We start from the raw sequence: 26,970 nt of genomic DNA on the forward strand, positions 1-26,970 counted from the left end.
CAGATAATAAAACAGGTGGGACGGCAGTACTCTTCTAAAAACCAAAGGAGCAAATCACGATGCGCGTGATGAAGTGGAGCATGATCGCACTGGCTGTTTCGGCCAGTACCTCGCAGTTCGCAATGGCGTCCTCCCAGGATGATGCCAAGGGCTTTTTTGAAGATCAGAGCCTGAATGTTCTGACCCGTATGCTGTACATGAACCGTGACTTCAAAAACGAAAACGCTGTCAGCAAAGACCAAAGCTATCGTGAAGAAACCGGTCTTGGCTTGCGCGCCATCTACGAGTCGGGCTTCACTCAAGGCACCGTTGGCGTAGGCGTTGACGCCTTTGCATTGGGCTCCATCAAGCTCGACAGCGGTCGTGGCCGTACCGGTAACGGTCTGTTCGGTACCGACAGCGACGGTCGTCCTGAAGATACCCAGTCGAGAGCAGGTGGCGCGGTTAAATTCCGTCTGTCCGACACCGTCCTGAAATACGGTAACCAATTCGTTGCCAGCCCTGTCTTCTCCACTGACGACAGCCGTCTGATCCCGGAAAGCGCCACCGGTACCTTGATCACCAGTAAGGAAATCAAGGGCCTGGAACTGAGTGCTGGTCGTTTCACCGCACTGAGCTCGCAGACCGGCATGGGCCGCGATAGCATCAACGGCGGTGGCCCTGGCCTGACATCCGCCAACATTGCCGGCGCAACCTACCAGTTCACCGACAATTTCGTCGCTGGCGTAGCGGCTTCCGATGTTGATGACTACTTCAAGAAGCAGTACATCAACGCCAACTACACCTTGCCGATCAACGAAGATCAGTCCCTGAACTTCGACTTCAACGGCTACCGTACCTCCAGCCAAGGTCAAGAACTGGCTGGCGACGTAGACAACAAAATCTGGTCCCTGGCAGCTGCCTATAGCCTGGGTGCTCACAAGTTCACCGTGGCTCACCAGCGCTCCAGCGGTGACAGCGGTTACTACTACGGTGTAGACGGCAACGGTACTATTTTCCTTGCCAACTCCATTCAGTACTCCGACTTCAACGGTCAAGACGAGCGCTCCTGGCAGGCTCGCTACGACCTGAACATGAAAACTTACGGCGTTCCTGGCCTGAGCTTCATGACTCGTTATGTCACTGGCGACAACATCACGACCTCTGCTGATGTTGAAGGCAAAGAGCACGAGTGGGACTTCGAATCCAAATACGTTATGCAAAGCGGTCCGGCGAAAGACTTGTCTTTCCGCCTGCGTAGCGCCATTTATCGTTCGAACACTGCTTACTCTGGCGGCGACAACAACGACTTCCGCCTGATCGTCGAATACCCACTGAGCATCTTGTAATTCAGCGGTAATTCGATAGCGACACCCGCAATAAACAAAAACCGCTCACCTGATTCAGGTGAGCGGTTTTTTTGTATCCGTGACATGTCAGCTTGAACACAACTTCTTAAATAGCAAGCTAACTAAATATAGCCTGACCCCAATGCCAGGTTATATCCGCAGCGTTATCGCGGCGCCTCTTCCTGAACCACCCGAATAACCCGCTGTGGAAACGGGATATCAATACCCGCCGTCTTCAAACGGTCTCGGGATTGTTCATTGAACATGAACATCATGTTCCAGTAATCCGCCGTCTTGACCCATACACGCAACGACACCGTGATCGAGCTGTCGCCCAGGGTGGAAATCACCGCTTCAGGCGCCGGATCGGCCAGCACGCGTTCATCCTTGGCCAGCTCCAGCAACACTTCCCGAGCCTTTTGCAGGTCGGCCTGGTAATCCACGCCGACGTCGAACACCACTTTGCGGGTCGGCTGGCGATTGGTGTTGGTGATGATGCCGTTGGACAGGTTACCGTTGGGCACGATGACGGTTTTGTTGTCACCGGTGCGGATCACGGTGTGGAAGATCTGGATGCTGTCGACCGTACCGGCTACACCCTGGGCTTCGATCCAGTCACCGATGCGGAACGGGCGGAACAGCAAGATCAGCACGCCACCGGCGAAGTTCGCCAGGCTGCCCTGCAAGGCCAGGCCAATCGCCAGGCCTGCCGCGCCGATGGCGGCGACGAATGAGGTGGTTTCCACGCCGATCATCGACGCGACGCTGACGATCAGCAATATCTTCAGAATGATATTCGCCAGGGTACTGATAAACCCCTGTAGCGCCAGGTCAGCGTTACGCAGGGCTAGCAGTGCGCCCAGTTTTTGCGTCACCTTGTTGATCAGCCACCAGCCGATGCCCAGGGTGATAATCGCCAGCAGCACCCGGCTACCGTATTCCATGATCATCGGAATCCAGGCCTGGGAAGCCTTGACCAGGTTGTCCACTTCAGTGTTCAAGTCCATCTATTTCTCCTCTATGTCCCGTTACATGTACGGGGCGAACAACCCGGTGTCAGTCGCGAAAGTTATTGAATTGCAGCGGCATGCCAAAGTCCTTGACTCGCAGTGCCGCGATGGCTTCCTGCAAGTCGTCACGCTTCTTGCCGGTGACGCGTACCTGCTCGCCCTGAATGGCGGCTTGCACCTTGAGCTTGGCATCTTTGATGTGAGCGACGATCTTCTTCGCCAGCTCCTTGTCGATGCCTTCCTTGAGCACGGCTTCCTGCTTCATCAACTTGCCCGAGGCATAGGCGTCCTTGACCTCAAGGCACTGCACGTCGATCTTGCGCTTGACCAGCGCCAGCTTGAGGATCTCGATCATCGCCTCAAGTTGGAAATCGGCCTCGGCGGTCAGGTTGACGGTCAAATCCTTTTCCTTGAACTCGAAGCTGCCCTTGCCCTTGAGGTCATAACGACGGTCGAGTTCCTTGACGGCGTTTTCAACCGCGTTGGTGACTTCGTGTTTGTCCAGTTCGGATACCACGTCGAATGACGGCATGTAGTGTTCTCCAAATAAAAAGGCGCGCCAGTGACAAGGCGCGCGCTTGGCTTGTGGTTAAAATCGGGCCCATTATAACGGGTCTTTTCCTGCCGATACTGCGAGCCCTCAGATGCCTGCGCCAAACCGAGTAAAAAACTGATGTCCACCACCTGGCATGTCCTGGGGGCCGGTAGTCTTGGCACGTTGTGGGCGGTGCGCCTGGCTCGGGCCGGCCTGCCGGTGCGCCTGGTACTGCGCAACGAAGCCCGGTTACAGGCTTATCGGGCAGCCGGTGGCTTGACGCTGGTGGAGCAAGGTCAACCGCAGTGCTACCCGGTGCCAAGCGAAACGGCGGACAGCGCCGAGCCCATCAAGCGCCTGCTGCTGGCCTGCAAGGCTTATGACGCAGAGGCGGCCGTGGCCTCGGTGGCCCATCGTTTGAGTGCCGAAACGGAACTGATCCTGTTGCAGAATGGCCTCGGCAGCCAGGACGCGGTGGCGAATCGTGTTCCTCATGCCCGCTGCATCAGCGCCTCCAGCACCGAAGGCGCGTTTCGCGACGGTGACTGGCGCGTGGTGTTCGCCGGCCATGGCTACACCTGGCTGGGCGACCCCGCCCACCCGGTGGCGCCGTTCTGGCTGGATGACCTGGCCGCCGCCGGCATCCCCCACGAATGGAGCGCCGACATCCTCACCCGGCTGTGGCGCAAACTGGCGCTCAACTGTGCGATCAATCCGCTGACCGTGCTGCATCACTGCAAAAATGGCGGCTTGCAGGAGCATCACTGCGAAGTGGCAACCCTGTGCGCGGAGCTCACGGATCTGCTCGAACGCTGCGGCCAACCCGCGGCTGCCGAAGACTTGCAGCCGGAAGTCGAACGGGTGATCCAGGCCACCGCCGCCAATTACTCGTCCATGTACCAGGACGTCGCCAATCGGCGCCGCACCGAAATCGGCTACCTGCTCGGCCACGCCTGCAAGGTCGCCCAGCGGCATGAGCTGACAGTGCCGCACCTGGAACAGCTGCGCCAGCGACTGATTGCCCACTTGAACAACCTCGGATTGCCCAGCGACTGAGCAGCGGCTACGCTGGCCCTCGTGTTCCTTTTTAGCGACGACTCTGATGCCATTGCGCCAGCGCCTTGAAAACCTCCCGGTCGGCCAGAAACTGCTGGCCGCCCTGTTGGTGTTGTTGACCACTGTCCTGTTGGTGGCCAACCTGACCTTTATCAGCGCCGCCTATTACATTTCCCAGGAAAGCATGGCGCCCCAGGCCCTGCAGACCATCGGCCGGCTGGTGGCAAACCCGAGCCTGATCTCCGACGCAGTGCAATCGCCACAAACGGCCAAGCGCCTGCTCGACGAACTCAACAGCTACTCACCGCTGCGGGCCGCGGCGCTGTATGACGGCCAGGGCGAACGCCTGGCACAACTGCAACAGAGCGAAAAGCTCAAGTTACCGGACCACTTTCGCAACATGCAGGCCTGGCAGGCGGGTGAATTCCGTAGCAACCAGGTCATCACCCTCCCCCGCCCAGGCACCGAGCCGGGCCACCTGTTACTGGTGGCCAGCAGCGAACTGCCGACGGCGTTCTACACCGGTACCCTGACCGCCAGCCTTGGCATCCTGATTTTCAGCGTATTGCTGTGGCTGGTCATTGCCCAACAAATCAAGCGCCTGATCACCCAGCCGATACATCAGCTCGAAGAGCTGTCGCGCCAGGTCACCCGCGAGGAGAATTACGCCCTGCGCGCCGCACGCGGCAACCATGATGAGATCGGCAGCCTGGCGGAGGCATTCAATACCATGCTGTCGCGCATCGAAGCCCGGGAGCAGCAACTCAAGCGCGCGCGGGACGATTCCCAGGCCGCCTACGACCAGGCCCAAGGCCTGGCGGAAGAAACCCGCCACACCAACCGCAAGCTGGAACTGGAAGTCCAGGTGCGCAGCAAGATCGAGAAAAAGCTCACCGGGTTCCAGAACTACCTCAACAGCATCATCGACTCCATGCCGTCGGCCCTGATCGCCCTCGACGAGCAGCTCTACGTCACCCAGTGGAATCAGGAGGCCAGCGCCCTGTCCGGTACGCGGCTGGACGAGGCATTGAACCAGCCAATCTTCCTCGCTTTCGAGCCACTCAAGCCGTACCTGCCGCAGCTCAAACAGACGGTCGAGCAGCACACGGTGGCCAAGATCGAACGCGTCACCTGGACCAAGGACGATGAGGCTCGACATTACGCCCTCACCTTCTACCCGCTGATGGGCGGTGCCGGGCGCGGCGTGGTGATCCGGATCGATGACATCACCCAGCGCCTGTCACTGGAAGAAATGATGGTGCAATCGGAAAAAATGCTCTCGGTCGGCGGCCTCGCGGCGGGCATGGCCCATGAGATCAACAACCCGTTGGGGGCGATCCTGCACAACGTGCAAAACATCCGCCGGCGCCTGTCGCCGGAACTGCCCAAGAACCTCGAACAAGCCGAACAACTGGGTATCGAACTGCAGGTGGTCAATCGTTACCTCCAGGGCCGGGAAATCCCACAGTTGCTCGATGGCATCCAGCAGGCCGGCGCCCGGGCGGCGAAAATCGTCACCCACATGCTCAGTTTCAGCCGTCTCAGCACACGGCAGATGGCGCCCTGCGACCTGCCGGCGCTGATCGACCAGGCGGTGGAAATCGCCGGCAATGACTTCGACCTGGCGATCGGTTTCGACTTCAAGGGCCAAGCGATCATCCGTCAGTTCGACCCGAACCTGGGCCCAGTGCCCGGCACAGCCAACGAGCTGGAGCAGGTGCTGCTCAACCTGCTGAAAAACGCCGCCCAGGCGATCCACCAACGCCAGGACGACAGCGAGCCGGGCCGCATTATCCTGCGCACGCGGTTGAATCCGCCGTGGGCGGAAATCCAGGTCGAGGACAACGGCATCGGCATGAGCGAGAACGTGCGCAAGCGCACCTTCGAACCGTTTTTCACCACCAAGGAAATCGGTCAGGGCACGGGGCTTGGGCTGTCGGTGTCGTATTTCATCGTCACCAATAACCACAAGGGCCAGATGGAAGTGCAGTCGGCGCCGGGCCAAGGCACCTGCTTTACCTTGCGCCTGCCTCTGGCGGGCACTTCGATGGTCCCGCAGGAAAATAAGCAACTGGAGCGCTGAGCATGGGTTTTCGCCTGTCGAAGATTTACACCCGCACCGGCGACAAAGGTGAAACCGGGTTGGGTGACGGTCGCCGCGTAGCCAAGGACCACCCACGGGTCGAGGCCATCGGCGAAGTGGATACGCTGAACAGCCAGTTGGGGTTGTTGCTGGCCGGTCTAGCCGCTGAAACAGGCCAATACCCGGCGCTCGGAGAGGTCATCGAGGTGCTGGTACCTTGTCAGCATCGGCTTTTCGACCTGGGCGGTGAACTGGCGATGCCGGCCTATCAGGCACTGACAACGGCGGAAGTCGAGCGCCTGGAAGCGGCGATTGATGTGTGGAACGAGGAACTGGGGCCGCTGGAGAACTTCATCCTGCCCGGCGGCTCGACATTGATTGCCCAGGCCCATGTCTGCCGCAGCCTGGCCCGCAGCGCCGAGCGCCGTTGCCAACAGTTGAACGCAGTGGAGCCGTTGGCCGGGCCAGGGTTGGCCTATATCAATCGGTTATCGGACCTGCTGTTCGTGGCAGCGCGGGTCATCGCCCGGCGGCAAGGGGTGGCGGAGGTGCTGTGGGTGGCGGCTGCCAAGCCTGGGGGTTGATGCCTGTCAGGCCCTCATCGCGAGCAGGCTCGCTCCCACAGAGGTTCTGTTGGGGGACATAGACAGTGTTCACACCACAAATCCCATGTGGGAGCGAGCCTGCTCGCGAAGAGGCCAGCAGCCACACCCCAGAATCAAGCCCCAGGCCAAAACGCCCGAATACCCGCCACACCCTGCGCCCCGGCCTCCCAGGCTTTTTGCCGTTCGCCAGGCCCCACCCCACCCAACAGATAAACCGGCCTGTTGAAGCCCTCGATCAACCGCGAAGCCTCTTGCCAACCCAACGGTTGGGCCTCGGGATGGGTCTGGGTCGGTTGCACGGGCGAGAGCGTCACGAAGTCCACATCCATCTGCTGCGCCAGGGATAATTCCTCGGCGTTATGGCAGGAAGCTGCCAACCAGCGGTCTTTGGAGAACGGTCGCCCTGCCGCCGCATGCTTGCGCAGTTGCGCAGCAGTGATGTGCCAGCCGGCGGAGGGGAAATCGCCCAGCCACTCGAATGGCCCCTTGAGCATCAGTTGGGCCTTGCCAGCACACAGCCCCGCCGCATCCACCGCCAGATCGCGGTATTGCGGGTCGTAACCATTGGGAGCGCGCAATTGAACCAGTTTGACCCCACCGGCGATGGCCTTCTGCATGCCTCGCAGCAGGGCCGGCGTTTCGAGGCCTTCAGGGGTGATCAGGTATTCGCCCGGCAAACGGGCCGCCGCGACGATCGGCTGGTTGGCCGCCGGAAATTCATAGTTCGTCAGATCGCGAGCCGTTACCCAAGCCAGCGGTTGCCCTTCGGCACCGTGGGGCTCGCCGCTGAACGCCGAGACTTCCCAGACATCCAGCAACACCTGTTTGTCCGGGTAATCGTGGCACACCTTGATCAGTGGCCGGGCGGCGCCTACCACAATGCCCAACTCCTCATGAAGTTCACGGGCCAAGGCCGCTTCGACGGATTCATCTGCCTCGACCTTGCCGCCGGGAAACTCCCACAAACCACCTTGGTGCTGAGTGTCGGCGCGTCGGGCGATCAGGATTTTACCGGCGGCGTCGCGAATGACCGCTGCCGCTACGTGTACTCGTTTCACCGCGCTGTTTCCTCCAGACCGGCCTGTTGCCACGCCTTGAACGCCGGCCATTGATAGATGGTTTCGACATAGGCCGCATCGACCTCGGGCAGTTCCACCGCAAAGGTGCGCAAACGCACGGCAACAGGCGCGAAAAACACGTCGGCCAGGCTCAAGGCGCCAAACAGGTAAGGGCCGGCTTCGGTGGCAGCGGCACGGCATTCGGCCCACAGCGCGAGCATCCGCTGGATTTCCGCCTGGACGTCAGGCGGCATGGGCGACAGCGGCGCATCGCGAAGCAGGTCAAACGGCATGTTACTGCGGATGGCAAAGAAGCCACTGTGCATTTGTGCGCAGGCCGAACGCGCCTGGGCCCGGGCAGCCACATCCTTGGGCCAGAGACCGGCGCCGGGAAACTGTTCGGCCAGGTATTCGGCAATCGCCAGGGAGTCGGCGATCACGCCAAATTCGGTCTTGAGCAACGGGACCTTGGCCGTGGCCGAGTACTTGAGCAGTTTCTCGCGGGTGTCGGGCTGGTCGAGCCTGACCAGCTCTTCGGTGTACTTCGCGCCGGTCAACGCCAGGGCCAGAGCGCCGCGCAGGGACCAGGAAGATAGATCTTTGTCGCCGATGATCAGGTGCAGGCTCATGTCTGGATTCCTTTCTTGTGGGTCAATCAGAAACTGTGGAGTCTGTCAGGCCGCCTTCGCGAGCAAGCCCGCTCCCACAGGAGATTTGAGGTGTGAACACTTTTTTATGTCACCCAGCAAATCCATTGTGGGAGCGGGCTTGCTCGCGAATGGGACGACTCGGTTTAAGTCCGATACTCAGCGTTGATCTTGACGTACTCGTGGGACAGGTCAGTCGTCCAGATGGTTTCGCTGCAATCACCACGGCCCAGTTCGATACGAATGGTGATTTCTTCCTGTTGCATCACCGCTGCCCCCTGGGCTTCGGTGTAAGTAGCAGCGCGGGCGCCTTCACTGGCGATGCAGACTTCGCCAAGGAACACGTCGATCTTGCTCACGTCCAGGTCCGGCACGCCGGCACGGCCGACGGCGGCGAGGATCCGGCCCCAGTTCGGGTCGGAGGCGAACAGCGCGGTCTTGATCAGCGGCGAGTGCGCCACGGTGTAGCCGACGTCCAGGCATTCCTGATGATTGCCACCGCCGTTGACCTGCACGGTCACGAACTTGGTCGCGCCTTCGCCGTCACGGACGATGGCCTGGGCCACTTCCATGCACACTTCAAACACGGCCTGCTTCAGGGCCGCGAACAACGGACCGCTGGCTTCAGTGATTGGCGGCAGGTTGGCCTTGCCAGTAGCGATCAGCATGCAGCAGTCGTTGGTGGAAGTGTCGCCGTCGATGGTGATGCGGTTGAACGACTTGTTGGCGCCATCGAGCATCAGGTCTTGCAACACCTGGCGGGAAACCTTGGCGTCGGTGGCGATGTAGCCGAGCATGGTCGCCATGTTCGGGCGGATCATGCCGGCACCTTTGCTGATGCCAGTAACCGTGACGGTCACGCCGTCGTGCTGGAACTGGCGGCTCGCGCCCTTGGGCAGGGTGTCGGTGGTCATGATGCCGGTGGCGGCGGCAGCCCAGTTGTTTTCCGACAGATCATCGAGAGCGGCCTGCAGCGCGCCTTCGATCTTCTCGACTGGCAGCGGCTCGCCAATCACGCCGGTGGAGTACGGCAGCACCTGGTTGGCATCAACGCCGGTCAGCTCGGCCAACTTGGCGCAGGTGCGCTCGGCAGCAGCCAGGCCTGGCGTGCCGGTGCCAGCGTTGGCGTTACCGGTGTTGGTCAGCAAGTAGCGCACTGGCCCCTGGACACGTTGCTTGGCCAGGATGACCGGAGCGGCACAAAAGGCGTTGAGGGTGAACACGCCGGCAACCGTCGAGCCTTCGGCACAACGCATGACCACGACATCCTTGCGCCCAGGGCGCTTGATGCCCGCCGAGGCGATACCGAGTTCAAAACCGGCAACCGGGTGCAACGTTGGCAACGGACCAAGACCAACAGCCATGAATGGGCTCCTTAATAGATGTATATCGGCACCGCCGTCATCGGGACGGTGGATCAAATGGCAAAACGCCGCGACGGCTGAAAGCCGGTCGCGGCGCGGGTCGTTTCAGCGTTTGAAACGGGGTTACTGAATCTGCCCGTGGCAATGCTTGTACTTCTTGCCCGAACCGCAATAGCACAGTTCGTTACGGCCCAGCTTCTGTTCGTTACGCACCGGCGCGGTCGCCAGGGCGACATCCACATCGACGCCCTCTTGGGCTACAACTTCCAGGCCGGGTGCTTCGGCGTGTTCGAACTGCATGCGCGCGGCCAAGGCTTCGGCTTCCTGACGCAGGCGGGCTTCTTCTTCGACCGGGTCTTCGCGGCGAACCTGAACGTGCGACAGCACACGGATCGAGTCGCGCTTGATCGAATCCAGCAACTCGGAGAACAGCGTGTAGGACTCGCGCTTGTACTCCTGCTTCGGGTTCTTCTGGGCGTAACCGCGCAAATGGATACCGTGACGCAGGTGGTCCATGGTCGAAAGGTGGTCTTTCCACAAGTCGTCCAGAACCCGCAGCACGATCTGTTTCTCGAAGGAGCGCAGCGCTTCGGCGCCTGCCTGGTCTTCTTTCTCGTTGTACGCGGCGATCAGTTCGGTCAGCAGCTTCTCGCGCAGGGTTTCTTCGTACAGGTGATCGTCTTCGTCAAGCCATTGCTGGATCGGCAAGGACACGCCGAAGTCGCTCCGCAAGGCCGCTTCCAGGCCAGCGATGTCCCACTGCTCCGGCAGCGATTGCGGCGCAATGTGGGCGCTGACGGTGGCGTTGAGTACATCCAGGCGGAAATCGGCGATGGTTTCGCCAATGTTGTCGGCGGCCAACAAACTGTTACGCATGTGATAGATCACTTTACGCTGTTCGTTGTTGACGTCGTCGAACTCGAGCAGTTGCTTACGGATATCGAAGTTGCGGCCTTCGACCTTGCGCTGGGCCTTCTCGATGGCGTTGGTCACCATACGGTGCTCGATCGCTTCGCCCGGCTGCATGCCCAGGGCCTTCATGAAGTTCTTCACCCGGTCAGAGGCGAAGATACGCATCAGGCTGTCTTCCAGGGACAGGTAGAAGCGGCTGGAACCGGCATCGCCCTGGCGACCGGCACGGCCACGCAGCTGGTTGTCGATACGGCGCGATTCGTGACGCTCGGATGCGATCACCTGCAAACCACCGGACTCGAGCACCTGCTGATGACGTTTCTGCCAGTCGGCCTTGATCTGCGCGATCTGCTCGGGGGTCGGGTTTTCCAGGGAAGCGACTTCCACTTCCCAGTTGCCGCCCAGCAGGATGTCGGTACCACGGCCGGCCATGTTGGTGGCGATGGTCAGCGCACCCGGGCGACCGGCCTGGGCGATGATCTCGGCTTCTTTCTCGTGGAACTTGGCGTTGAGGACCTTGTGTTCGATACCTTCCTTGTTGAGCAATGTGGACATGTGCTCGGAGGTTTCGATGGTGGCGGTACCCACCAGGATCGGACGGCCCTGGGCCATGCCTTCCTTGATGTCATTGATGATCGCCGCATACTTCTCTTCGGCGGTCAGGAACACCAGGTCGTTGTAGTCTTTACGCGCCAGCGGCTTGTTCGGCGGGATCACCACCACTTGCAGGCCGTAGATCTGGTGGAATTCGAACGCTTCGGTGTCGGCGGTACCGGTCATGCCGGACAGCTTGCTGTACAGGCGGAAGTAGTTCTGGAAGGTGGTCGAGGCCAGGGTCTGGCTCTCGGCCTGGATGTTCAGGCCTTCCTTGGCTTCGATGGCCTGGTGCAGGCCTTCGGACAGACGACGACCCGGCATGGTACGGCCGGTGTGTTCGTCCACCAGCACGACCTGGCCGTCCTGCACGATGTATTCGACGTTGCGATGGAACAGCATGTGGGCACGCAGGCCCGCATAGACGTGGGTCAGCAGGCCCAGGTTATGGGCCGAGTACAGGCTCTCGCCTTCGGCCAGCAAGCCGACGCGGGTCAGCATCTCTTCGATGAACTGGTGACCGGCTTCGTTGAGTTCGACCTGACGGGTCTTCTCGTCAACGGTGTAGTGCCCAGGTTGGGTCACTTCGCCTTCGACTTCCTCGACGTGCAACGTGAGCTGCGGGATCAGCTTGTTGATCTCGATGTACAGCTTGGAGCTGTCCTCGGCCTGACCGGAAATGATCAGCGGGGTACGGGCTTCGTCGATGAGGATGGAGTCGACTTCGTCGATTACGGCAAAATTGAGTTCACGCTGGAATTTTTCTTCCATGCTGAACGCCATGTTGTCGCGCAGGTAGTCGAAACCGAATTCGTTGTTGGTGCCGTAGGTAATGTCGGCGGCGTAGGCGATGCGCTTCTCTTCCGGTGGCTGGAACGGCGTGACGACGCCGACGGTCAGGCCGAGGAATTCGTAGAGTGGGCGCATCCAGTTGGCGTCGCGGCGGGCCAGGTAGTCGTTGACCGTCACCACGTGCACGCCCTTGCCGGACAATGCGTTGAGGTAAACGCCCAGGGTGGCCACGAGGGTCTTGCCCTCACCGGTGCGCATTTCGGCGATTTTGCCTTCGTGCAAGGTCATGCCGCCGATCAACTGAACGTCGAAGTGGCGCATGCCCATGATCCGCTTGCCGGCTTCGCGGGCAACCGCAAAGGCTTCAGGCAGGAGCTGGTCGAGGGTTTCCCCCTTGGCGACGCGGTCCTTGAATTCGGCAGTCTTGGCGCGTAACTGATCGTCCGAAAGGGCCACCATTTGCTCTTCGAAGGCATTGACAGTCTGTACCGTCTTGAGCATGCGTTTGATTTCACGCTCGTTCTTGCTTCCAAAAAGTTTCTTTAACAAAGGCGCAAACATATCGGCAGGATCTTCCACACTAAAGGGATGGAGGGCGGCCCCGTGAGTCGCCCGTGCAGCCCTCATGGCCGCATGCGAACGAGCATTCTACCCGGAAACGATGGAGAGGAAAGTGGCGTTATTCCACGATGCTGGCACAGCGCTGTGACGGGGCTTGCATAAAATAAGGGCTTTTGCGCGAACTTCAACCCACAAAGCACAGAAGTTACTCATTGGTTGCGTAGGTAAAACGCCCTTGGGCGAAGGGTCGAGGCGTGCCCGGCGCTTTCTGCTACCATGGCGCCTCTGTCACTTGCGGTATTCGTTCATGGCCTTTCGCCCTCTTCCAGCCAAGGCTCCCGCCGTTCTGCTGCGCGAAGCCAAACCGCTGAAAGCCATCTTCGGCCACGCCAAACGCCTGGGCCACCTGCAGCGCCTGCTCGACAGCCAGTTGCAACCTGCCGCCCGCGAACATTGCCACGTGGCGTCCTGGCGTGAAGGCAGTTTGCTGCTGATCGTCACCGATGGCCACTGGGCCACGCGCTTGCGTTACCAGCAAAAGCGTTTGCTGCGTCAATTGCAGGCGTTCGAAGAGTTTGCCAGCCTGACGCGGATTCTGTTCAAGGTACAACCGCCCACGGTGCAGGTCGGCGCCAAAGGGCACACGCTGGACCTGTCCACCGATGCCGCCGCGACCATCCAGGCCACAGCGGATGGCATCAGCGACCCCAACCTGCGCGCGGCGCTGGAGCGGTTGGCGGCGCATGCCAGGCCCAAGGACTGAAATTTATATTGCCATTTCATTAGGGAATCTTCAGCGGGCACACATTTTGTGTGCACCATAGATCCAATGTGGGAGCGAGCCTGCTCGCGATGCGGTAGATCAGCCAACATCCCTGTTGGATAAGTCCCCTATAACTACCGGCGCTTGCTGCCACCCAACAATGAGCCCATCAACCCGCGCACCAGTTGCCGACCCAATTGATTGGCCGCCTGGCGCATCGCCGATTTCAATGCCTGGCCAGCCGCGGTGCCGAGAAACTCCCCGGCCTTTTCGGTGAAGCTCGGTTCTTCGGCCGTCGGCTTACCCGGCGCTGCTTCGGCCTGGGGCTCCAGTCCCTTGCGCCCCATCAGCACTTCATAGGCCGATTCGCGATCAATGGGTTTGTCATAGCGCCCCTGCAGCGGCGAACTGGCGATGAGCCCGGCGCGCTCGGCCTCGCTCAGCGGCCCGATGCGCGACTGCGGTGGCGCCACCAGCACACGCTGGACCATTTCCGGCGTGCCTTTCTCCTGCAAAGTGCCCACCAGGGCTTCACCGATGCCCAGTTCAGTGAGCACTGCCAGGGCATCGAATTGCGGGTTCGGTCGGAAACCGTCGGCCACCGCCCTTAGGGACTTCTGCTCCTTGGCGGTAAAGGCCCGCAAGCCATGCTGGACGCGCAACCCCAACTGCGCCAGCACGTCATCCGGCAAGTCCCCCGGCGACTGGGTCACGAAATACACCCCGACACCCTTGGAGCGAATCAACCGCACCACTTGTTCCAGGCGTTCCTGCAAGGCCTTGGGCGTACCGGCAAAGAGCAGATGCGCCTCATCGAAGAACAACGCCAGCAGCGGTTTATCCGCATCGCCGCGCTCGGGTAATTGCTCGAACAACTCGGCCAGCAGCCACAGCAGGAACGTCGCGTAGACCTTAGGCGCTTCATGGACCAGACGGCTGGCGTCCAGCAAATGAATGCGGCCTCGGCCATCGCTGGCCGGTTGCAGGATGTCTTCAAGCTGCAAGGCCGGTTCGCCGAACAATGCGTCCGCGCCCTGCTGTTCCAGGGTGGACAGGCGCCGCAACAAGGCCTGACTGGAGCCGGTGGTCATCAGGGCCGCGTCATCCCCCAGCAATTCGGGGTTGTCCCTGAGGTGATTGAGCAGCGCTTTCAGGTCTTTGAGGTCCAGCAGCAACAGGCCTTCGCGGTCAGCGACCTTGAACGCAGCGTAGAGCGCCGATTGCTGGCTGTCCGTCAGCTCAAGCAGGCTGCCGATCAACAATGGCCCCATTTCACTCAGGGTGGTGCGCAGCGGATGACCGGATTGACCGTGGATATCCCACAAGGTCACCGGATAAGCCTGGGGCTTGTGGTTGAGCCAGGGCATGCCGGCGATGCGCTCGGCGACCTTGCCTTGTGGGTTGCCGGCGGCACCGAGGCCGCACAGATCACCCTTGATATCCGCTGCGAACACCGCCACGCCGGCGTCGCTGAACGCTTCGGCCAGGCGCTGCAAGGTGACGGTCTTGCCGGTACCGGTGGCGCCCGCCACCAGACCATGACGGTTCGCCAGGCGCATGGCCTGGCCGATGGGCTGGCCGGTAAGGTCGGCCCCGATAAAGAGTTGCGATGAGTCAGGCATTTGGTCACCCGTGGTGTTTGCGATATGACGCCATTTTGCACGCATATATAAAAGCACGCCTGGAACATTAAGACCCTGGCGCTGGAAATAAAACCGCGTTTGATGCGCACCTGTGGCGAGGGAGCTTGCTCCCTCGCCACATTGTCTTTATGCCTTGTCGCCAAGCCCCACAACCCCAACCGAACATCTATTCTTCATAAAGGTCAACAATGGAGAACACAGACCGGAGGGACGTTCATCGTGCATATAGCGGACATAACCATGTTCTACGCCCCCGCCAGCGGAGGCGTGCGCACTTATCTGGATGCCAAGCACCGGCGCCTGGGCAATCGGCCCGGAATTCGCCACAGCCTGCTGATCCCCGGCGCGCATTTGAGCGAGCACGACGGGATCTACAAAGTTCCGGCCCCTGCGCTGCCGTTCGGCAAGGGCTATCGCTTTCCGCTGCGCCTGGCGCCCTGGCGTAATGTCCTGCGTGATTTACAGCCGGATCTGATCGAAGTCGGCGACCCCTACCTCACTGCGTGGGCTGCCCTGGATGCCCGGCGTCAGCTCGACGTGCCCGTGATCGGCTTCTATCACTCCGACCTGCCGCTGCTGGTGAGCAACCGCATGGGCAATTGGTTCACGCCCAACATCGAAGCCTATGTCAGCAAGTTGTACGGCAACTTCGACCGGGTCCTGGCACCGAGCCAGATCATGGCCGACAAACTGACCGGGCTGGGCGTCAAGAACGTCTACGTGCAACCCCTGGGCGTGGACCTGCAAACCTTCAACCCCGCTGCTCGCGACCCGGAGTTGCGGGCCGAGCTGGGCATTGCCGAAGACACGCGCCTGCTGATTTTCGCCGGCCGCGGTTCCAAGGAAAAAAACCTGCCGGTGCTGCTCAAGTGCATGAAACGCCTGGGCGAGCGTTACCACCTGCTGCTGGTGGGCTCGTCGATGCCCGCCTTGGTGCCGGACAACGTCACAGTGGTCGATGAGTTCTGCCCGGCGCCACAAGTCGCACGGCTGATGGCCAGCGCCGACGCCTTGTTGCACGCCGGCGACCAGGAGACCTTCGGCCTGGTGATCCTGGAGGCCATGGCCAGCGGTATTCCGGTGGTGGCGGTGGCGGCTGGCGCCTTCACCGAAATCGTCCACGAAGACTGCGGCTTGCTGTGCACCCCGAACAATCCACAGGCCATGGCCAACGCCGTGCGGCAGCTTTTTGCCGAAGGTTGCCAGCGACGCGGTGTGCTGGCACGCCGTCATGTGGAGCACCACTACGCCTGGGACTCAGTGGTCAACAGCTTGCTGAGTCATTATTACGCCGTGCTCGGCGGACAGATGCCGCTGTTGGCCAATGCTTGAGGCGAGGGCCGTATCGATGAATCACTCGCCTAGCGTATTACTGGTGCTGCACGACGTGGCACCGCAAACCTGGCCTGACTACCAACCCTTCGTCGAAGCCGTCGATGCCCTCGGCCAGGTGCCGATGACCTGGTTGGTCGTGCCGGACTTTCACCGCACCAATACGCTGGAGGCTCATCCAGGCTTTCGGCGCCTGCTCGACAGCCGGGTCAAGCGCGGCGACGAACTGGTGCTGCACGGCTATTACCATTGTGACGACAGCCCGCCGGCCCTTCACCCCAAGGACTGGTTCATGCGCCGGGTCTACACCCATGAAGGCGAGTTTTACAGCCTGTCCGAACAGGCCGCCCTGGCCCGCCTGCGCGCCGGCATTGAAATCTTCCATCGCTACCACTGGCCGCTGAAAGGTTTCGTCGCCCCGGCCTGGCTGATGAGCGAAGGCACGCGCCAGGCCCTGCGCCAATTGCCCTTGAGCTACACCAGCGATACCCAGCACCTTTATCGCTTGCCGGACTTCACCCCCATCGACGCCCCGGGGCTGGTCTGGAGCGCCCGCAGCGCCTGGCGCCGTGGTTTGTCGAAAGTCATCAGCGATCAACGTGAACAACGCTGGCGCCAGGCACCGGTCATTCGCCTGGGCCTGCACCCGGTGGACATGCGTCACGGGTTTTCCCGAGACTATTGGCTGCGAACCCTTGAGCGTCTGCTCAATGACGGTCGCGTGCCGATGACCAAGGCTGGTTGGCTGGCGACCCAAGGCCTGCGGGTCAGCAGCGCCGCATGAAACGGCTTATCTTGCTGACCGTCGCCCTGCTCACGGCGTTGCTGATTCCGTTGCTGTTGGGTGGCGGGGAAATGTGGTCAAGGGTGCAGCGCTTTCCCTTGTCGCTGCTGCTGACCATGCTCGGCATGATTGTGCTCTGTTGGGGCATCAATTCCATGCGCCTGCGTTTGCTGCTGGGCGAACACCGCGGGCGCATCAGCGGGCTGAAAAGCATGGGCGTGGTGATGTCCACCGAGTTCGCCATGTGCGCGACACCCGGCGGCAGTGGCGGACCACTGACACTGATGGCGCTGCTGGCGCGCAACGGCGTGCGTCCGGCCCACGGCAGTGCGGTGTTTGCCATGGATCAGCTGAGCGATCTGCTGTTCTTCCTCTGCGCCTTGATCGGCATCCTGTTTTACGCGCTGTTCCAGAACCTAAGCCAGCGCATGGAATGGATGCTGACGCTGAGCGCAGTTTCATTGTTTGGCGGACTGTTCGGCTGCGTGCTGGTGGCCCGCTACCACCGCAGGCTGATCCTGCTGGCCGCTCGGTTGCTTGGGCATCTGCGTGTCAAAGCCGTCACCCGCCGACGCTGGGCGCGCAAGATCCTGCACTTTCTGGCGGCATTCACCGACACCTTGAAATTGCCACGGCAGACACTGTTCCAGGTCTTCGGCCTGACGTGTCTCCACTGGGCGCTGCGTTACAGCGTGCTGTACCTGGCGCTCAGAGGACTGGGAGCGGATTTGCAGTGGGCCTGGAGTTTCCTGATCCAGATGCTGTCCCTGAGCGCAGGTCAGTTCAGCCTGCTGCCGGGCGGCGCCGGGGCGGCAGAGTTGACATCAGCGGCGCTGCTGGCACCCATGGTGGGCAAATCCACCGCGGCGGCGGCGATTCTGATCTGGCGGGCAGTGACCTATTACTTTTATCTGGTGGCCGGCGGGCCGGTGTTTTTGCTGATGGTCGGGAGACCGTTGATCAAGAAGCTGATGAAGCTCAGGCAGGCCTGACAGATCACCGCTTTTGTAGGGGGGCGGGGCCATCCTCGAGATGCGGTTGTTTTTGCAGTTGCTCCCACAGTTCAGCGGCATCGGGAAATTCCGTGCCGTCTTCGGGGCTCAACGCTTCAGGATCGTAGCGGCTCAGGCAGCCCTCGCCCAGGGTTGTCGGTGCTCTTGAGGTGGCTTTGTCCAATGGATCGGTCATGACGAGCCTCATGAAAAAAAGGGCCTGGCGATCACTCGCCCAGGCCCGTTGCGGTGTAGTCAGAACACCACGGTCTTGTTGCCGTGCACCAGCACCCGGTCTTCAAGGTGATAACGCAAGCCCCGCGCCAGCACCATTTTCTCCACGTCACGGCCGAAACGCACCATGTCTTCGATGCTGTCGCTGTGGCTGACACGCACCACGTCCTGCTCGATGATCGGGCCGGCGTCCAGCTCTTCGGTCACGTAGTGGCAGGTGGCGCCAATCAGCTTCACGCCGCGCATCGAGGCCTGGTGGTACGGCTTGGCACCGACGAACGACGGCAGGAAGCTGTGGTGGATGTTGATGACCTTGTGAGCGTATTCGCGGCACAAGGACGGCGGCAGGATTTGCATGTAACGGGCCAGCACCACCACTTCGGCGTCGTGCTGCTTGACCAGCCGCGAAACTTCAGCGAACGCCGGCTGTTTGTCCTGCGGGTTGACTGGCACGTGGTAGTACGGGATGCCGTGCCACTCCACCATGCTGCGCAGGTCGTCATGGTTGGAAATGACGCAGGCGATGTCGCAATCAAGCTCATCGCTGTGCCAGCGGTGCAGCAGGTCGGCCAGGCAGTGAGACTCACGGCTGGCCATCAGCACCACGCGTTTTTTCTGCGCGGTGTCGGTGATGCGCCAGTCCATCGAGAACTCGTCGGCAATCGGCGCGAACGCCTCACGAAAGGCTTCGATACCGAAGGGCAGCGAGTCGGCACGAATCTCGTGACGCATGAAGAACCAGCCACTGTGATTGTCCGAGTGATGGCTTGCTTCAGTGATCCAGCCATTATGGGACGCCAGAAAGTTACTGACTTTAGCAACGATGCCGACGCGGTCCGGGCAAGCAATCACCAGCCGAAAAGTGCGCATTAGGGGAACTCCAGAACTTCGCAAAGGCGGCTATTCTAGCCATTGCGCAGCAAAACTGCAGTATTGATGACACGCCGCGCCCATCCGTGACAATCCGCGCCGCGAAAGGCTGGCCTGTGGCTATATTTGTGAACAGATGTGAGGACTCCGTCACGTTATTTAACGGCAACGTCCATTTTTGTGGCGCGATACTAATTAATTAAATAAAACACGGGTTAAATGTTTACTTGATGAAACTGTCTGATTACTATTGTCGCACTGTCTCCTTGTCACCCGCATCCTACATAAGGTAGTCCCCATGTCCTTGATCAACGAATACCGCGCCACTGAAGAAGCAATCAAAGAACTGCAAGCCCGCCTGAAGAATCTGTCCCAAGACGACAAACTGCAAACCGAGCTTGAATTCGAAGGCAAACTGCGCACGCTGATGGGCGAATACTCCAAGTCCCTGCGTGACATCATTGCCCTGCTGGATCCAGAATCCAAGTCGAGCAAAACACCGCGTGGCGCTGTGAAAACTACCGGCACCAAACGCGCTCGCAAAGTTAAGCAATACAAAAACCCGCACAACGGCGAAGTCATCGAAACCAAAGGTGGCAACCACAAGACGCTGAAAGAGTGGAAAGCCAAGTGGGGCGGTGACGTGGTTGAAGGCTGGGCAACCCTGCTGGGCTAAGCCTCACCGGTTCGCTTCGCTCTTGCGAACAAAAAAACGCCAGCGATTGCTGGCGTTTTTTTATGCTTGTCATCTTTCACTTCATAGTGGCTCGATGCTTAAACGTTTGCGCAATTGCTGGCTGTAGCCCTGCCATTCTATGAGTACCTCCCGCTGCAATGGCGTAGAAAGGCTCATCCACTCTCCCATCGTCTCATCAAAACTTTTCAAGGTATTAGGGGCGCCCCATTCCGGGGAGGACAGACGCTGTTGGCAGAAAAGTCTCCAACGCCCCTGTTCTTCGGGATTCAACGTATCCGGGAAGTTACGCGCGCGATATCGAAACAATAATTCCGGCAAACGCTCATCATCAAAAGGCCAGCGCTCTTGAGCCAATTGAGCCGGGTCAGCCATACGGACTTGTTCACATAAACGTCGATCGCGGTCACCCAGGAAGCCTGCGTATAACTGTTGCTCGGGGTCCTCGCTGGCGGTGAAATCCTCGCGGCCATAAATAACCTGAAGTTTATCCTGCCAAACTTGCTGTGAGTCAGTTAGCCGCTGCGCACGCTGCCGGTAGCCGTCCATGTCCAGCTGCAGCCGTTGCTGGTCCTCGGCCCGCAGCACCGACAGCGGTGCGACCACCGGGCACTTGTTGATATGAATGAGTTTGAGAGGCACGGGCAACTCACCCTCGAGCAGTTCTTCACGGCGCGTATACAAGCGCTGACGCAGGGTTTCGGCATCGTGCTCCAGCAAGCCCTGGGGGTCCAGGTGCAGGTCGCAGACAATCAGGGCGTTGCGGTTTTTCGGATGCCAGGCCAGCGGCAGGACCACGCCGATGAAGTTTCGCGCCGCCGAAAAACGCCCGGAAATATGCACCATCGGCTGCAACAGACGAATCTGGTCCATCACCTTCTGTTTGCTGCGCAACTGAAACAGCCAGTCGTAGAGCCGGGGCTGCTTCTGGCGAATCAGCCTGGCCAGGGCGATGGTCGCGCGCACGTCTGACAACGCATCGTGAGCCTGGCCATGGTCGATGCCATTGGCGGCGGTCAGGCGCTCGAGCTTGAGGGTGACGCGCCCGTCCTCTTGCGGCCAGACCATGCCTTGCGGGCGTAGCGCATAGGCGGCGCGTACCAGGTCGATCAGGTCCCAGCGGCTATTGCCGCCCTGCCATTCCCGCGCGTACGGGTCGAAAAAATTCCGATAAAGGCTGTAGCGAGTCATTTCATCGTCGAAACGCAGGGTGTTGTAACCGGCGCCACAGGTACCGGGCGCGGCCAGTTGTCCGTGGACACGGGTCATGAAATCGGCTTCGCTCAACCCTTGCTCGGCCAGGCGCGTGGGGGTGATGCCGGTGATCGCACAGGCTGCCGGATGGGGCAGGATGTCATCGCTGGGCCGGCAATACAGGTTCACCGGCTCGTCGATTTCATTGAGCTCGAAATCGGTACGAATACCCGCCACCTGCAAGGGCCGGTCGCAGCGCGGGTTGATGCCGGTGGTTTCGTAGTCGTACCAGAAGATGGAAGTCACGGGTTATTCCTGAACTGAAGACGGGCGAAGTCTAGGCCTTGGAACACGCTTGCGGCCAGCGGTCCTGCTATTCAATCATGAGGCGATCCATGAAATGACATACATAGTTATATCGTTTGCCCGCACGAAGGCTGCTAGCATCGAAGCCGAGATAGAACGTTCGAACCGGCCCCATCACTCAGGTTGCCCATGCTCGAGACACCGGCACTGCAAAGGAACGCGACGCTGCCCCCGCCACTGGACACGCGGTATCAGGTTGAAACGCCCGAAGGCATCGACCTGCCACTGCGTCCGGCGGGGTTGATGCCTCGCGCACTGGCCTTCACCATCGACCTGGGCATACGGGGGTTGGTCCTGGGCCTTCTCTTCTTCATCCTGGCGTTTTTCGGCGAGCTGGGTTTCGGCCTGGGTTCCATCCTGCTGTTTGTCGTCAGTTGGTGGTACATGGTGCTGTTCGAGGTGCTGAACCAAGGGCGCTCCCCCGGCAAACAGGTGATGGGGTTGCGCGTGGTGCAGGACGACGGCCGGCCCATCGGCTGGTCCGCCTCATTGATCCGCAACCTGTTGCGCTTCGTCGACATGCTGCCCTTGGGCTATGCCTGCGGGGCGATCAGCTGCCTGCAACATCCTGCCTTCAAACGCCTGGGAGACCTCGCGGCCGGCACACTGGTGGTGTATCGCGAACAGCCGGTCAAACGCCCTGCCTTACCATTGGCCCAGCCGATACGGCCACCTTTTGCCCTGAGCCTGAACGAGCAACGCGCCGTGCTGAGTTTCGCCGAACGTCAGGCAGAACTTTCCCAAGCGAGGGTCAATGAACTGGCTGCCATCCTGGCCGCGCCACTGAACGTCCAGGCCCCCAACGCCGTGGCCGAACTCAATGGCATCGCCCGCGGCCTGTTGGGGCCAACATGAAGCAAAGCCTGTTTGAAAACCGTCACCAAGGGGCATGGGAAGATCTGTCCCGACAGCTCGATCAACTGGAGCGCAGTCGCAACGTTCCCCAGAGCAACGACTTCCCTGCCGCGTACCGGCGGCTTTGTCATCATCTGGCGCTGGCCCAGGCTCGGGGCTACAGCAGCCTGCTGATCGACACACTGCAACAACTGGCGCTGCGCGGTCACCAGCAACTCTACCGGGACCGCAGTCGGCCGTCGGCCAGCCTTTCGGCGTTTATTCTGGCCGGTTTCCCCCGCCTGGTCCGCGAGCAATGGCGGTTCGTGCTGGTCGCCAGCCTGATGTTCCTGGGCAGCCTGGTCGGTATCGGGCTGCTGGTTTATCTGTTTCCGGAGCTGGTCTACAGCTTGCTGACCGCCGAAGAAGTCAGCCAGATCCGCGGCATGTACGATCCGGCCGCCGGGCACTTGGGGCGCTCCATCGAGCGGGCTGCCAGCGAGGACTGGGCCATGTTCGGCTATTACATCATGCACAACATCGGCATTGCCTTTCAGACGTTTGCCAGTGGCTTGATGTTTGGCCTGGGGAGCGCGTTCTTCCTGTTTTTCAATGGCCTGACCATTGGCGCGGTGGCCGGGCACCTGACCCAGATCGGTTCTGGAGGAACGTTCTGGTCGTTCGTGATCGGCCATGGCGCCTTCGAGCTCACCGCCATCACCCTGGCCGGCGCCGCTGGCCTGCAACTGGGCTGGGCATTGATCGCGCCGGGACGCCTCACCCGGGGTGAGGCCTTGCGGCTCGCCGCGGGCAAAAGCGTGCTGATGATCGGGGGCGTGATGCTGTTCCTGCTCATTGCCGCATTCATCGAGGCCTACTGGTCCTCCAGCGCCGTGACGCCCGCGACCAAATACACGGTCGGCGCAGTGTTATGGCTGCTGGTGGCCAGTTACCTGCTGTTTGCCGGACGGGTCCGCCATGCGCCTGAGTGACGCCACCGTAGCCATCCGCCCGCGCACCACCTGGGAAGCCATGGACCTCGGCGTGCTGATGAGCCAGCAGCATCGATGGTTACTGATGACAAGCTGGGCCATCGTCACGCTGCCGGTGTACGCGCTGCTGTCCCTGCTGCTGTGGGATTCGCCGTCCCTGGTGGTGGTGATGTTCTGGTGGTTGAAACCGGCCTTTGACCGTTTACCGCTGTACATTTTGTCCAAGGCACTGTTTGGCGAAACACCCACGTTGAAGCAGGCCTTGCGCCAGTGGCCCGCGCTGCTCAAGCCCCAGTTGTTGGCCAGCCTGACCTGGCGACGGCTGAGCCTGAGCCGCAGCTTCCTGATGCCCGTGGTGCAACTTGAGGGGCTCGCCGGTGAGGCGCGGGAGCAGCGCCTGCGAGTGTTGCTGCAACGCAACCGTGGCGCGGCGCAATGGCTGACCGTGATCGGCGTGCACCTGGAAACCGCCTTGTGGTTCGGCCTGATGGCCCTGTTTTATCTGTTCGTACCGCAACAAATCGAACTGCAATGGGACTGGCAAAAACTGATCGCCGCGACCGAGCACGACTGGTTGTGGTTTGAACACCTGATCAACTTCTTGTATCCCCTGCTGCTGATTGTCTGGGAACCGGTGTATGTCGCCTGCGGCTTCAGCCTCTACCTGAACCGGCGCACGATCCTCGAGGCCTGGGACATCGAGCTGGTGTTCCGGCGCCTGCGTCAGCGCCTGAGCAGCGCAGCCCCTGCGCTGATGCTGCTGGCACTGATGCTGCTGCCGCTGGCGCCACAGGCATGGGCCGCCGAGGACAGCACTGCACCCGACAGCCCCAGGCTACTCAACCAACCCCTCACCAGCGAGGCCTCCCGGGACAGCATCAAGGCGATCCTCGAAGCCCCGCCGTTCAAGAACCCTGAAACCGTCACCCGTTATCGTTTCGGCGAAGACCCCGCCGAATCCTCCGAGACGGACGTAACCCCGGACTGGCTCAAGGCATTGTTCCAATGGATGGGCGGCCAACGCTTCGACATCGTTGCCGCGCTGATCCAGATATTGCTCTGGTCCTGCCTGGTGGGGGCGATTGCCTGGCTGGCCTGGCGCTATCGCGAAAGGCTCAAAGCCCTGGTGAGTCGCCGGCCGACCAAACGCCCCCCCCTGGAGCGACCGACACCGGCCCGGATGTTCGGCCTGGATATCCGCCAAGAGAGCCTGCCGGACGACGTAGCCGCCAGCGTCGAGCAGTTGTGGCTCACCCAGCCTCGCGATGCCCTGGGCTTGCTGTATCGGGCCCTGCTCAGTCGGTTGCATCATGACTTCCATATCCCCTTGAAACCGGCCGACACCGAAGGCCAGGTGCTGCAGCGCGTCGAACAACTTCAGCATGAGGGCCTGCTGGCCTTCAGCAAAAACCTGACCCTGCATTGGCAGAACATCGCCTACGGGCATCGCCCACCACCGACTCACCTGCAACAGGAACTGTGCGACGGCTGGCGCGGGCTATTCGGTCCGGGAATCTCTCGATGAGCCGCCGCACAGGGCTGCTGACCGGGGCGCTGGTTGCCGCGCTGGTGTGCGCATTGGCCGTTTACCTGTACCTGAAGGCCGTGCCGTATCAGGAAACCATCGAGCACGGCCCCTCCCCCGAAGCCCAGGCCAACCCCTACCTGGCAGCCGAGCATTTTCTGCGCCAGCACGGCATCAATGTCGAACACGCCAACAGCCTGAATGTTCTTCCCTCCCTTGAGCCTCATCAGCGCAGCCTGCTGTTGCTGGGAGAACGAACCCACATGACGCCACGGGAAGTCGACCAATTGATGAACTGGACCCGGGCCGGCGGGCGCCTGTTGTTTGTGGCCGAGGCCTTGTGGGACAACAACACCGGCAGCAGCGGTGACTTGCTGCTGGACCGCGTGCACCTGCGCCAATTCCTCAGCAAGGACCTCAAGGAGCCGGCCCCTGACCTCATCAAGGATCGCTACCCCGAGCTGACCAAGTTGTATCTGGAGGACGAAGAGTCTCCCGCGTATGTCGGCTTCGACACCGACTTCCACCTCGAAGACCCGCAGAACCAGGCGCAGGCCTGGGCCAACAGCGCACTGTCGACCCACATGATGCAACTGAACCTCGGCCTGGGCTCGATCACGGTGATAACCGACGCCGAGCTGTGGAAGAACGATCACATCGACCAGTACGACAACGCCTGGCTGCTCTGGTATTTGAACGCCGACACGAACGTCACGCTGCTGTTCAACACCGATCACGATGACCTGCTGACCCTGCTGCTGCGCTATTTCCCCCAGGCGTTGGTGGCGCTGCTGGCCTTGATCGCCCTGTGGTTCTGGCGTTCGGCGGTGCGTCATGGCCCGCTGCAACAACCGGCGCCCAAGGCGCGGCGTCAGCTGGAGGAACACTTGCAGGCCAGCGCCGGTTTCCACCTGCGACACAACAGCCAGCAGCACCTGTTGCAGGCCTTGCAACAGGACGTGTTGCGCCGGGCGCGCCATCTTCATCCCGGCTTCGAACAACTGGCCGTCGCCGAACAATGGCAGGTACTCGCCCGTCTGACCCGCCAGCCCACACGGGCCATCAGCCAGGCCCTAAGCCCCCGGCCGAAACAGCGCATGTCCAGCGCTGAGTTCTGTCGCCAGGTCGCCCATTTGCAAACCCTCAGGAATGCCTTATGACTGAACAGAACGAACCTGACGCCGGCCAGGCCCATGCCGCCCAACAGCGCCAGCGCGCCAGTCAACTGGCCCAGGCGATCCGCACCGAATTGCACAAGGCGGTGGTCGGTCAGGCCGCCGTGATCGACGATGTGCTCACGGCACTGATCGCCGGCGGTCACGTGCTGCTCGAAGGGGTTCCCGGGCTGGGCAAGACCCTGTTGGTGCGTGCCCTGGCCCGCTGTTTCGGCGGCGAGTTCGCCCGCATCCAGTTCACCCCCGACCTGATGCCCAGTGACGTCACCGGGCACGCGGTGTACGACTTGCAGACCGAGCAATTCAAGCTGCGCAAGGGGCCGGTGTTTACCCATCTGCTGCTGGCCGACGAGATCAACCGCGCACCGGCCAAGACCCAGGCCGCGCTGCTCGAGGCCATGCAGGAACGCCAAGTCACCCTCGAAGGTCGCGCGTTACCCATTGCCCAGCCGTTCATGGTGCTTGCGACCCAGAACCCGATTGAACAGGAAGGCACCTACCCGCTGCCGGAAGCCGAGCTCGACCGCTTCATGCTCAAGGTGCGCATGGACTACCCCGACGCCGACCAGGAGTTGAACATGGTGCGCCAGGTCAGCCGCTCGACCCGCGGCGACATGCTCGACGTGCAGCCGTTGCGCACGGTGTTGCAGGCCAAGGACGTGCAAGCGCTGCAACGCATCGCCAGCGACCTGCCCATGGACGACCAGGTGCTCGATTACGCCGTGCGCCTGGCCCGTACCACCCGCAGTTGGCCGGGCTTGACCCTGGGCGCCGGGCCTCGCGCCTCGATTGCACTGGTGCGTTGCGCCCGGGCACGGGCGTTGTTGCGCGGGGGCGAGTTCGTGGTCCCGGATGACATCAAGGGCTGCGCCCTGGCCGTGCTGCGCCATCGGGTAAGGCTGGCACCGGAGCTGGACATCGAAGGGCTTTCGGTGGATCAGGTGCTGGGGCAATTGCTCGATCAAGTGCCGGCGCCGCGGTTGTGATGAGAAGTCCTGTGCCTAAAACACCTTTTGTGCCAAGAGCG

At 61.1% G+C, this 26,970-nt stretch carries 24 protein-coding genes; 14 read left to right on the plus strand and 10 right to left on the minus strand.

Annotated elements, in window-relative coordinates:
* The first annotated feature begins 59 nt into the window (after positions 1–59).
* Entirely contained in the window at positions 60–1,328 is a 1,269-nt protein-coding gene (locus tag ACA047_RS23410) for an OprD family porin (RefSeq protein ID WP_497353397.1), read from the plus strand.
* 164 nt (positions 1,329–1,492) lie between these two features.
* Here ACA047_RS23410 and ACA047_RS23415 read toward each other — a convergent pair whose 3' ends face one another.
* The gene (locus tag ACA047_RS23415; protein WP_497353400.1) at positions 1,493–2,335 is read right to left on the minus strand and encodes a mechanosensitive ion channel family protein; all 843 of its coding nucleotides are present in this window, start codon (positions 2,333–2,335) and stop codon (positions 1,493–1,495) included.
* 49 nt (positions 2,336–2,384) lie between these two features.
* Positions 2,385–2,870 carry a YajQ family cyclic di-GMP-binding protein gene (locus tag ACA047_RS23420; RefSeq protein ID WP_497353402.1) on the minus strand — a complete coding sequence of 162 codons (486 nt, stop codon included), beginning with the start codon at positions 2,868–2,870 and terminating at the stop codon, positions 2,385–2,387.
* Positions 2,871–3,011: 141 nt separating this feature from the next.
* Here ACA047_RS23420 and ACA047_RS23425 point away from each other — a divergent pair, with 141 nt between their 5' ends.
* From ACA047_RS23425 to ACA047_RS23435, 3 genes are read left to right on the plus strand one after another with little or no spacing between them, the layout of a single operon-like run.
* A complete protein-coding gene (locus ACA047_RS23425; protein ID WP_497353404.1) occupies positions 3,012–3,929 on the plus strand; it encodes a putative 2-dehydropantoate 2-reductase in 918 nt (305 codons plus the stop codon).
* A 46-nt stretch (positions 3,930–3,975) separates the two neighbouring features.
* The gene (locus tag ACA047_RS23430) at positions 3,976–6,012 is read left to right on the plus strand and encodes a sensor histidine kinase (RefSeq protein WP_497353406.1); all 2,037 of its coding nucleotides are present in this window, start codon (positions 3,976–3,978) and stop codon (positions 6,010–6,012) included.
* 2 nt (positions 6,013–6,014) lie between these two features.
* The gene (locus tag ACA047_RS23435; RefSeq protein ID WP_497353408.1) at positions 6,015–6,596 is read left to right on the plus strand and encodes a cob(I)yrinic acid a,c-diamide adenosyltransferase; all 582 of its coding nucleotides are present in this window, start codon (positions 6,015–6,017) and stop codon (positions 6,594–6,596) included.
* Positions 6,597–6,730: 134 nt separating this feature from the next.
* Here the strand turns inward: ACA047_RS23435 and ACA047_RS23440 are convergent, their stop codons facing one another.
* The 4 genes from ACA047_RS23440 to secA all read right to left on the minus strand — a co-directional run bounded on the left by ACA047_RS23440 (position 6,731) and on the right by secA (position 12,545).
* Positions 6,731–7,675 (minus strand): Nudix family hydrolase, encoded by a 945-nt coding sequence (locus ACA047_RS23440; RefSeq protein WP_497353410.1) that lies wholly within the window; start codon positions 7,673–7,675, stop codon positions 6,731–6,733.
* Positions 7,672–8,304: a glutathione S-transferase family protein gene (locus ACA047_RS23445; RefSeq protein ID WP_497353412.1), complete on the minus strand. Its 633-nt coding sequence runs from the start codon at positions 8,302–8,304 to the stop codon at positions 7,672–7,674. Before ACA047_RS23445 ends, ACA047_RS23440 begins: the two co-directional genes overlap by 4 nt.
* Positions 8,305–8,468: 164 nt before the next feature.
* Positions 8,469–9,686, minus strand: coding sequence for a bifunctional glutamate N-acetyltransferase/amino-acid acetyltransferase ArgJ (gene argJ / locus ACA047_RS23450; protein ID WP_497353414.1), 1,218 nt, complete (start codon positions 9,684–9,686; stop codon positions 8,469–8,471).
* Between the two features lie 123 nt (positions 9,687–9,809).
* The gene (secA, locus tag ACA047_RS23455) at positions 9,810–12,545 is read right to left on the minus strand and encodes a preprotein translocase subunit SecA (protein ID WP_497353416.1); all 2,736 of its coding nucleotides are present in this window, start codon (positions 12,543–12,545) and stop codon (positions 9,810–9,812) included.
* 307 nt (positions 12,546–12,852) lie between these two features.
* On the opposite strand from secA, the gene ACA047_RS23460 reads away from it, so the two are divergent.
* A complete protein-coding gene (locus ACA047_RS23460) occupies positions 12,853–13,308 on the plus strand; it encodes a DUF721 domain-containing protein (protein WP_497353418.1) in 456 nt (151 codons plus the stop codon).
* Between the two features lie 134 nt (positions 13,309–13,442).
* On the opposite strand, the gene ACA047_RS23465 is transcribed toward ACA047_RS23460, so the two are convergent.
* Positions 13,443–14,930: a helicase HerA-like domain-containing protein gene (locus tag ACA047_RS23465; protein ID WP_497353420.1), complete on the minus strand. Its 1,488-nt coding sequence runs from the start codon at positions 14,928–14,930 to the stop codon at positions 13,443–13,445.
* 240 nt (positions 14,931–15,170) lie between these two features.
* Here ACA047_RS23465 and gpgS point away from each other — a divergent pair, with 240 nt between their 5' ends.
* The 3 genes from gpgS to gpgF are packed head-to-tail and all read left to right on the plus strand — an operon-like array spanning position 15,171 to position 18,059.
* Positions 15,171–16,283 (plus strand): N-acetylglucosaminyl phosphatidylglycerol synthase, encoded by a 1,113-nt coding sequence (gene gpgS, locus ACA047_RS23470; RefSeq protein WP_497353422.1) that lies wholly within the window; start codon positions 15,171–15,173, stop codon positions 16,281–16,283.
* Positions 16,284–16,299: 16 nt separating this feature from the next.
* Entirely contained in the window at positions 16,300–17,067 is a 768-nt protein-coding gene (gpgD, locus tag ACA047_RS23475) for an N-acetylglucosaminyl phosphatidylglycerol deacetylase (RefSeq protein ID WP_497353424.1), read from the plus strand.
* On the plus strand, positions 17,064–18,059 hold the full coding sequence (gpgF, locus tag ACA047_RS23480; protein ID WP_497353426.1) for a glucosaminyl phosphatidylglycerol flippase: 996 nt from the start codon (positions 17,064–17,066) through the stop codon (positions 18,057–18,059). Before gpgD ends, gpgF begins: the two co-directional genes overlap by 4 nt.
* A gap of 4 nt (positions 18,060–18,063) precedes the next feature.
* Here gpgF and ACA047_RS23485 read toward each other — a convergent pair whose 3' ends face one another.
* Both ACA047_RS23485 and purU read right to left on the minus strand, forming a co-directional pair.
* The gene (locus tag ACA047_RS23485) at positions 18,064–18,255 is read right to left on the minus strand and encodes a hypothetical protein (protein ID WP_497353428.1); all 192 of its coding nucleotides are present in this window, start codon (positions 18,253–18,255) and stop codon (positions 18,064–18,066) included.
* A gap of 59 nt (positions 18,256–18,314) precedes the next feature.
* Positions 18,315–19,163, minus strand: a complete 849-nt coding sequence (purU, locus tag ACA047_RS23490) for a formyltetrahydrofolate deformylase (protein ID WP_497353430.1) — start codon at positions 19,161–19,163, stop codon at positions 18,315–18,317.
* Positions 19,164–19,461: 298 nt separating this feature from the next.
* Between purU and mvaT the strand changes: the two genes are divergently transcribed.
* A complete protein-coding gene (gene mvaT, locus ACA047_RS23495) occupies positions 19,462–19,839 on the plus strand; it encodes a histone-like nucleoid-structuring protein MvaT (protein ID WP_497353432.1) in 378 nt (125 codons plus the stop codon).
* Positions 19,840–19,920: 81 nt separating this feature from the next.
* Here mvaT and sbcB read toward each other — a convergent pair whose 3' ends face one another.
* Positions 19,921–21,357 (minus strand): exodeoxyribonuclease I, encoded by a 1,437-nt coding sequence (gene sbcB / locus ACA047_RS23500; RefSeq protein WP_497353434.1) that lies wholly within the window; start codon positions 21,355–21,357, stop codon positions 19,921–19,923.
* Positions 21,358–21,546: 189 nt separating this feature from the next.
* On the opposite strand from sbcB, the gene ACA047_RS23505 reads away from it, so the two are divergent.
* The 5 genes from ACA047_RS23505 to ACA047_RS23525 are packed head-to-tail and all read left to right on the plus strand — an operon-like array spanning position 21,547 to position 26,929.
* Positions 21,547–22,272: an RDD family protein gene (locus tag ACA047_RS23505; RefSeq protein WP_497353436.1), complete on the plus strand. Its 726-nt coding sequence runs from the start codon at positions 21,547–21,549 to the stop codon at positions 22,270–22,272.
* Entirely contained in the window at positions 22,269–23,243 is a 975-nt protein-coding gene (locus ACA047_RS23510) for a stage II sporulation protein M (RefSeq protein WP_497353438.1), read from the plus strand. The genes ACA047_RS23505 and ACA047_RS23510 overlap by 4 nt, the downstream gene beginning before the upstream one ends.
* A complete protein-coding gene (locus ACA047_RS23515) occupies positions 23,230–24,768 on the plus strand; it encodes a DUF4129 domain-containing protein (RefSeq protein ID WP_497353440.1) in 1,539 nt (512 codons plus the stop codon). Before ACA047_RS23510 ends, ACA047_RS23515 begins: the two co-directional genes overlap by 14 nt.
* Entirely contained in the window at positions 24,765–25,928 is a 1,164-nt protein-coding gene (locus ACA047_RS23520; protein WP_497353442.1) for a DUF4350 domain-containing protein, read from the plus strand. The genes ACA047_RS23515 and ACA047_RS23520 overlap by 4 nt, the downstream gene beginning before the upstream one ends.
* The gene (locus ACA047_RS23525) at positions 25,925–26,929 is read left to right on the plus strand and encodes an AAA family ATPase (protein WP_497353444.1); all 1,005 of its coding nucleotides are present in this window, start codon (positions 25,925–25,927) and stop codon (positions 26,927–26,929) included. The genes ACA047_RS23520 and ACA047_RS23525 overlap by 4 nt, the downstream gene beginning before the upstream one ends.
* The last annotated feature ends 41 nt before the right edge of the window (positions 26,930–26,970 follow it).

This window comes from Pseudomonas sp. LBUM1664, from assembly GCF_059695895.1.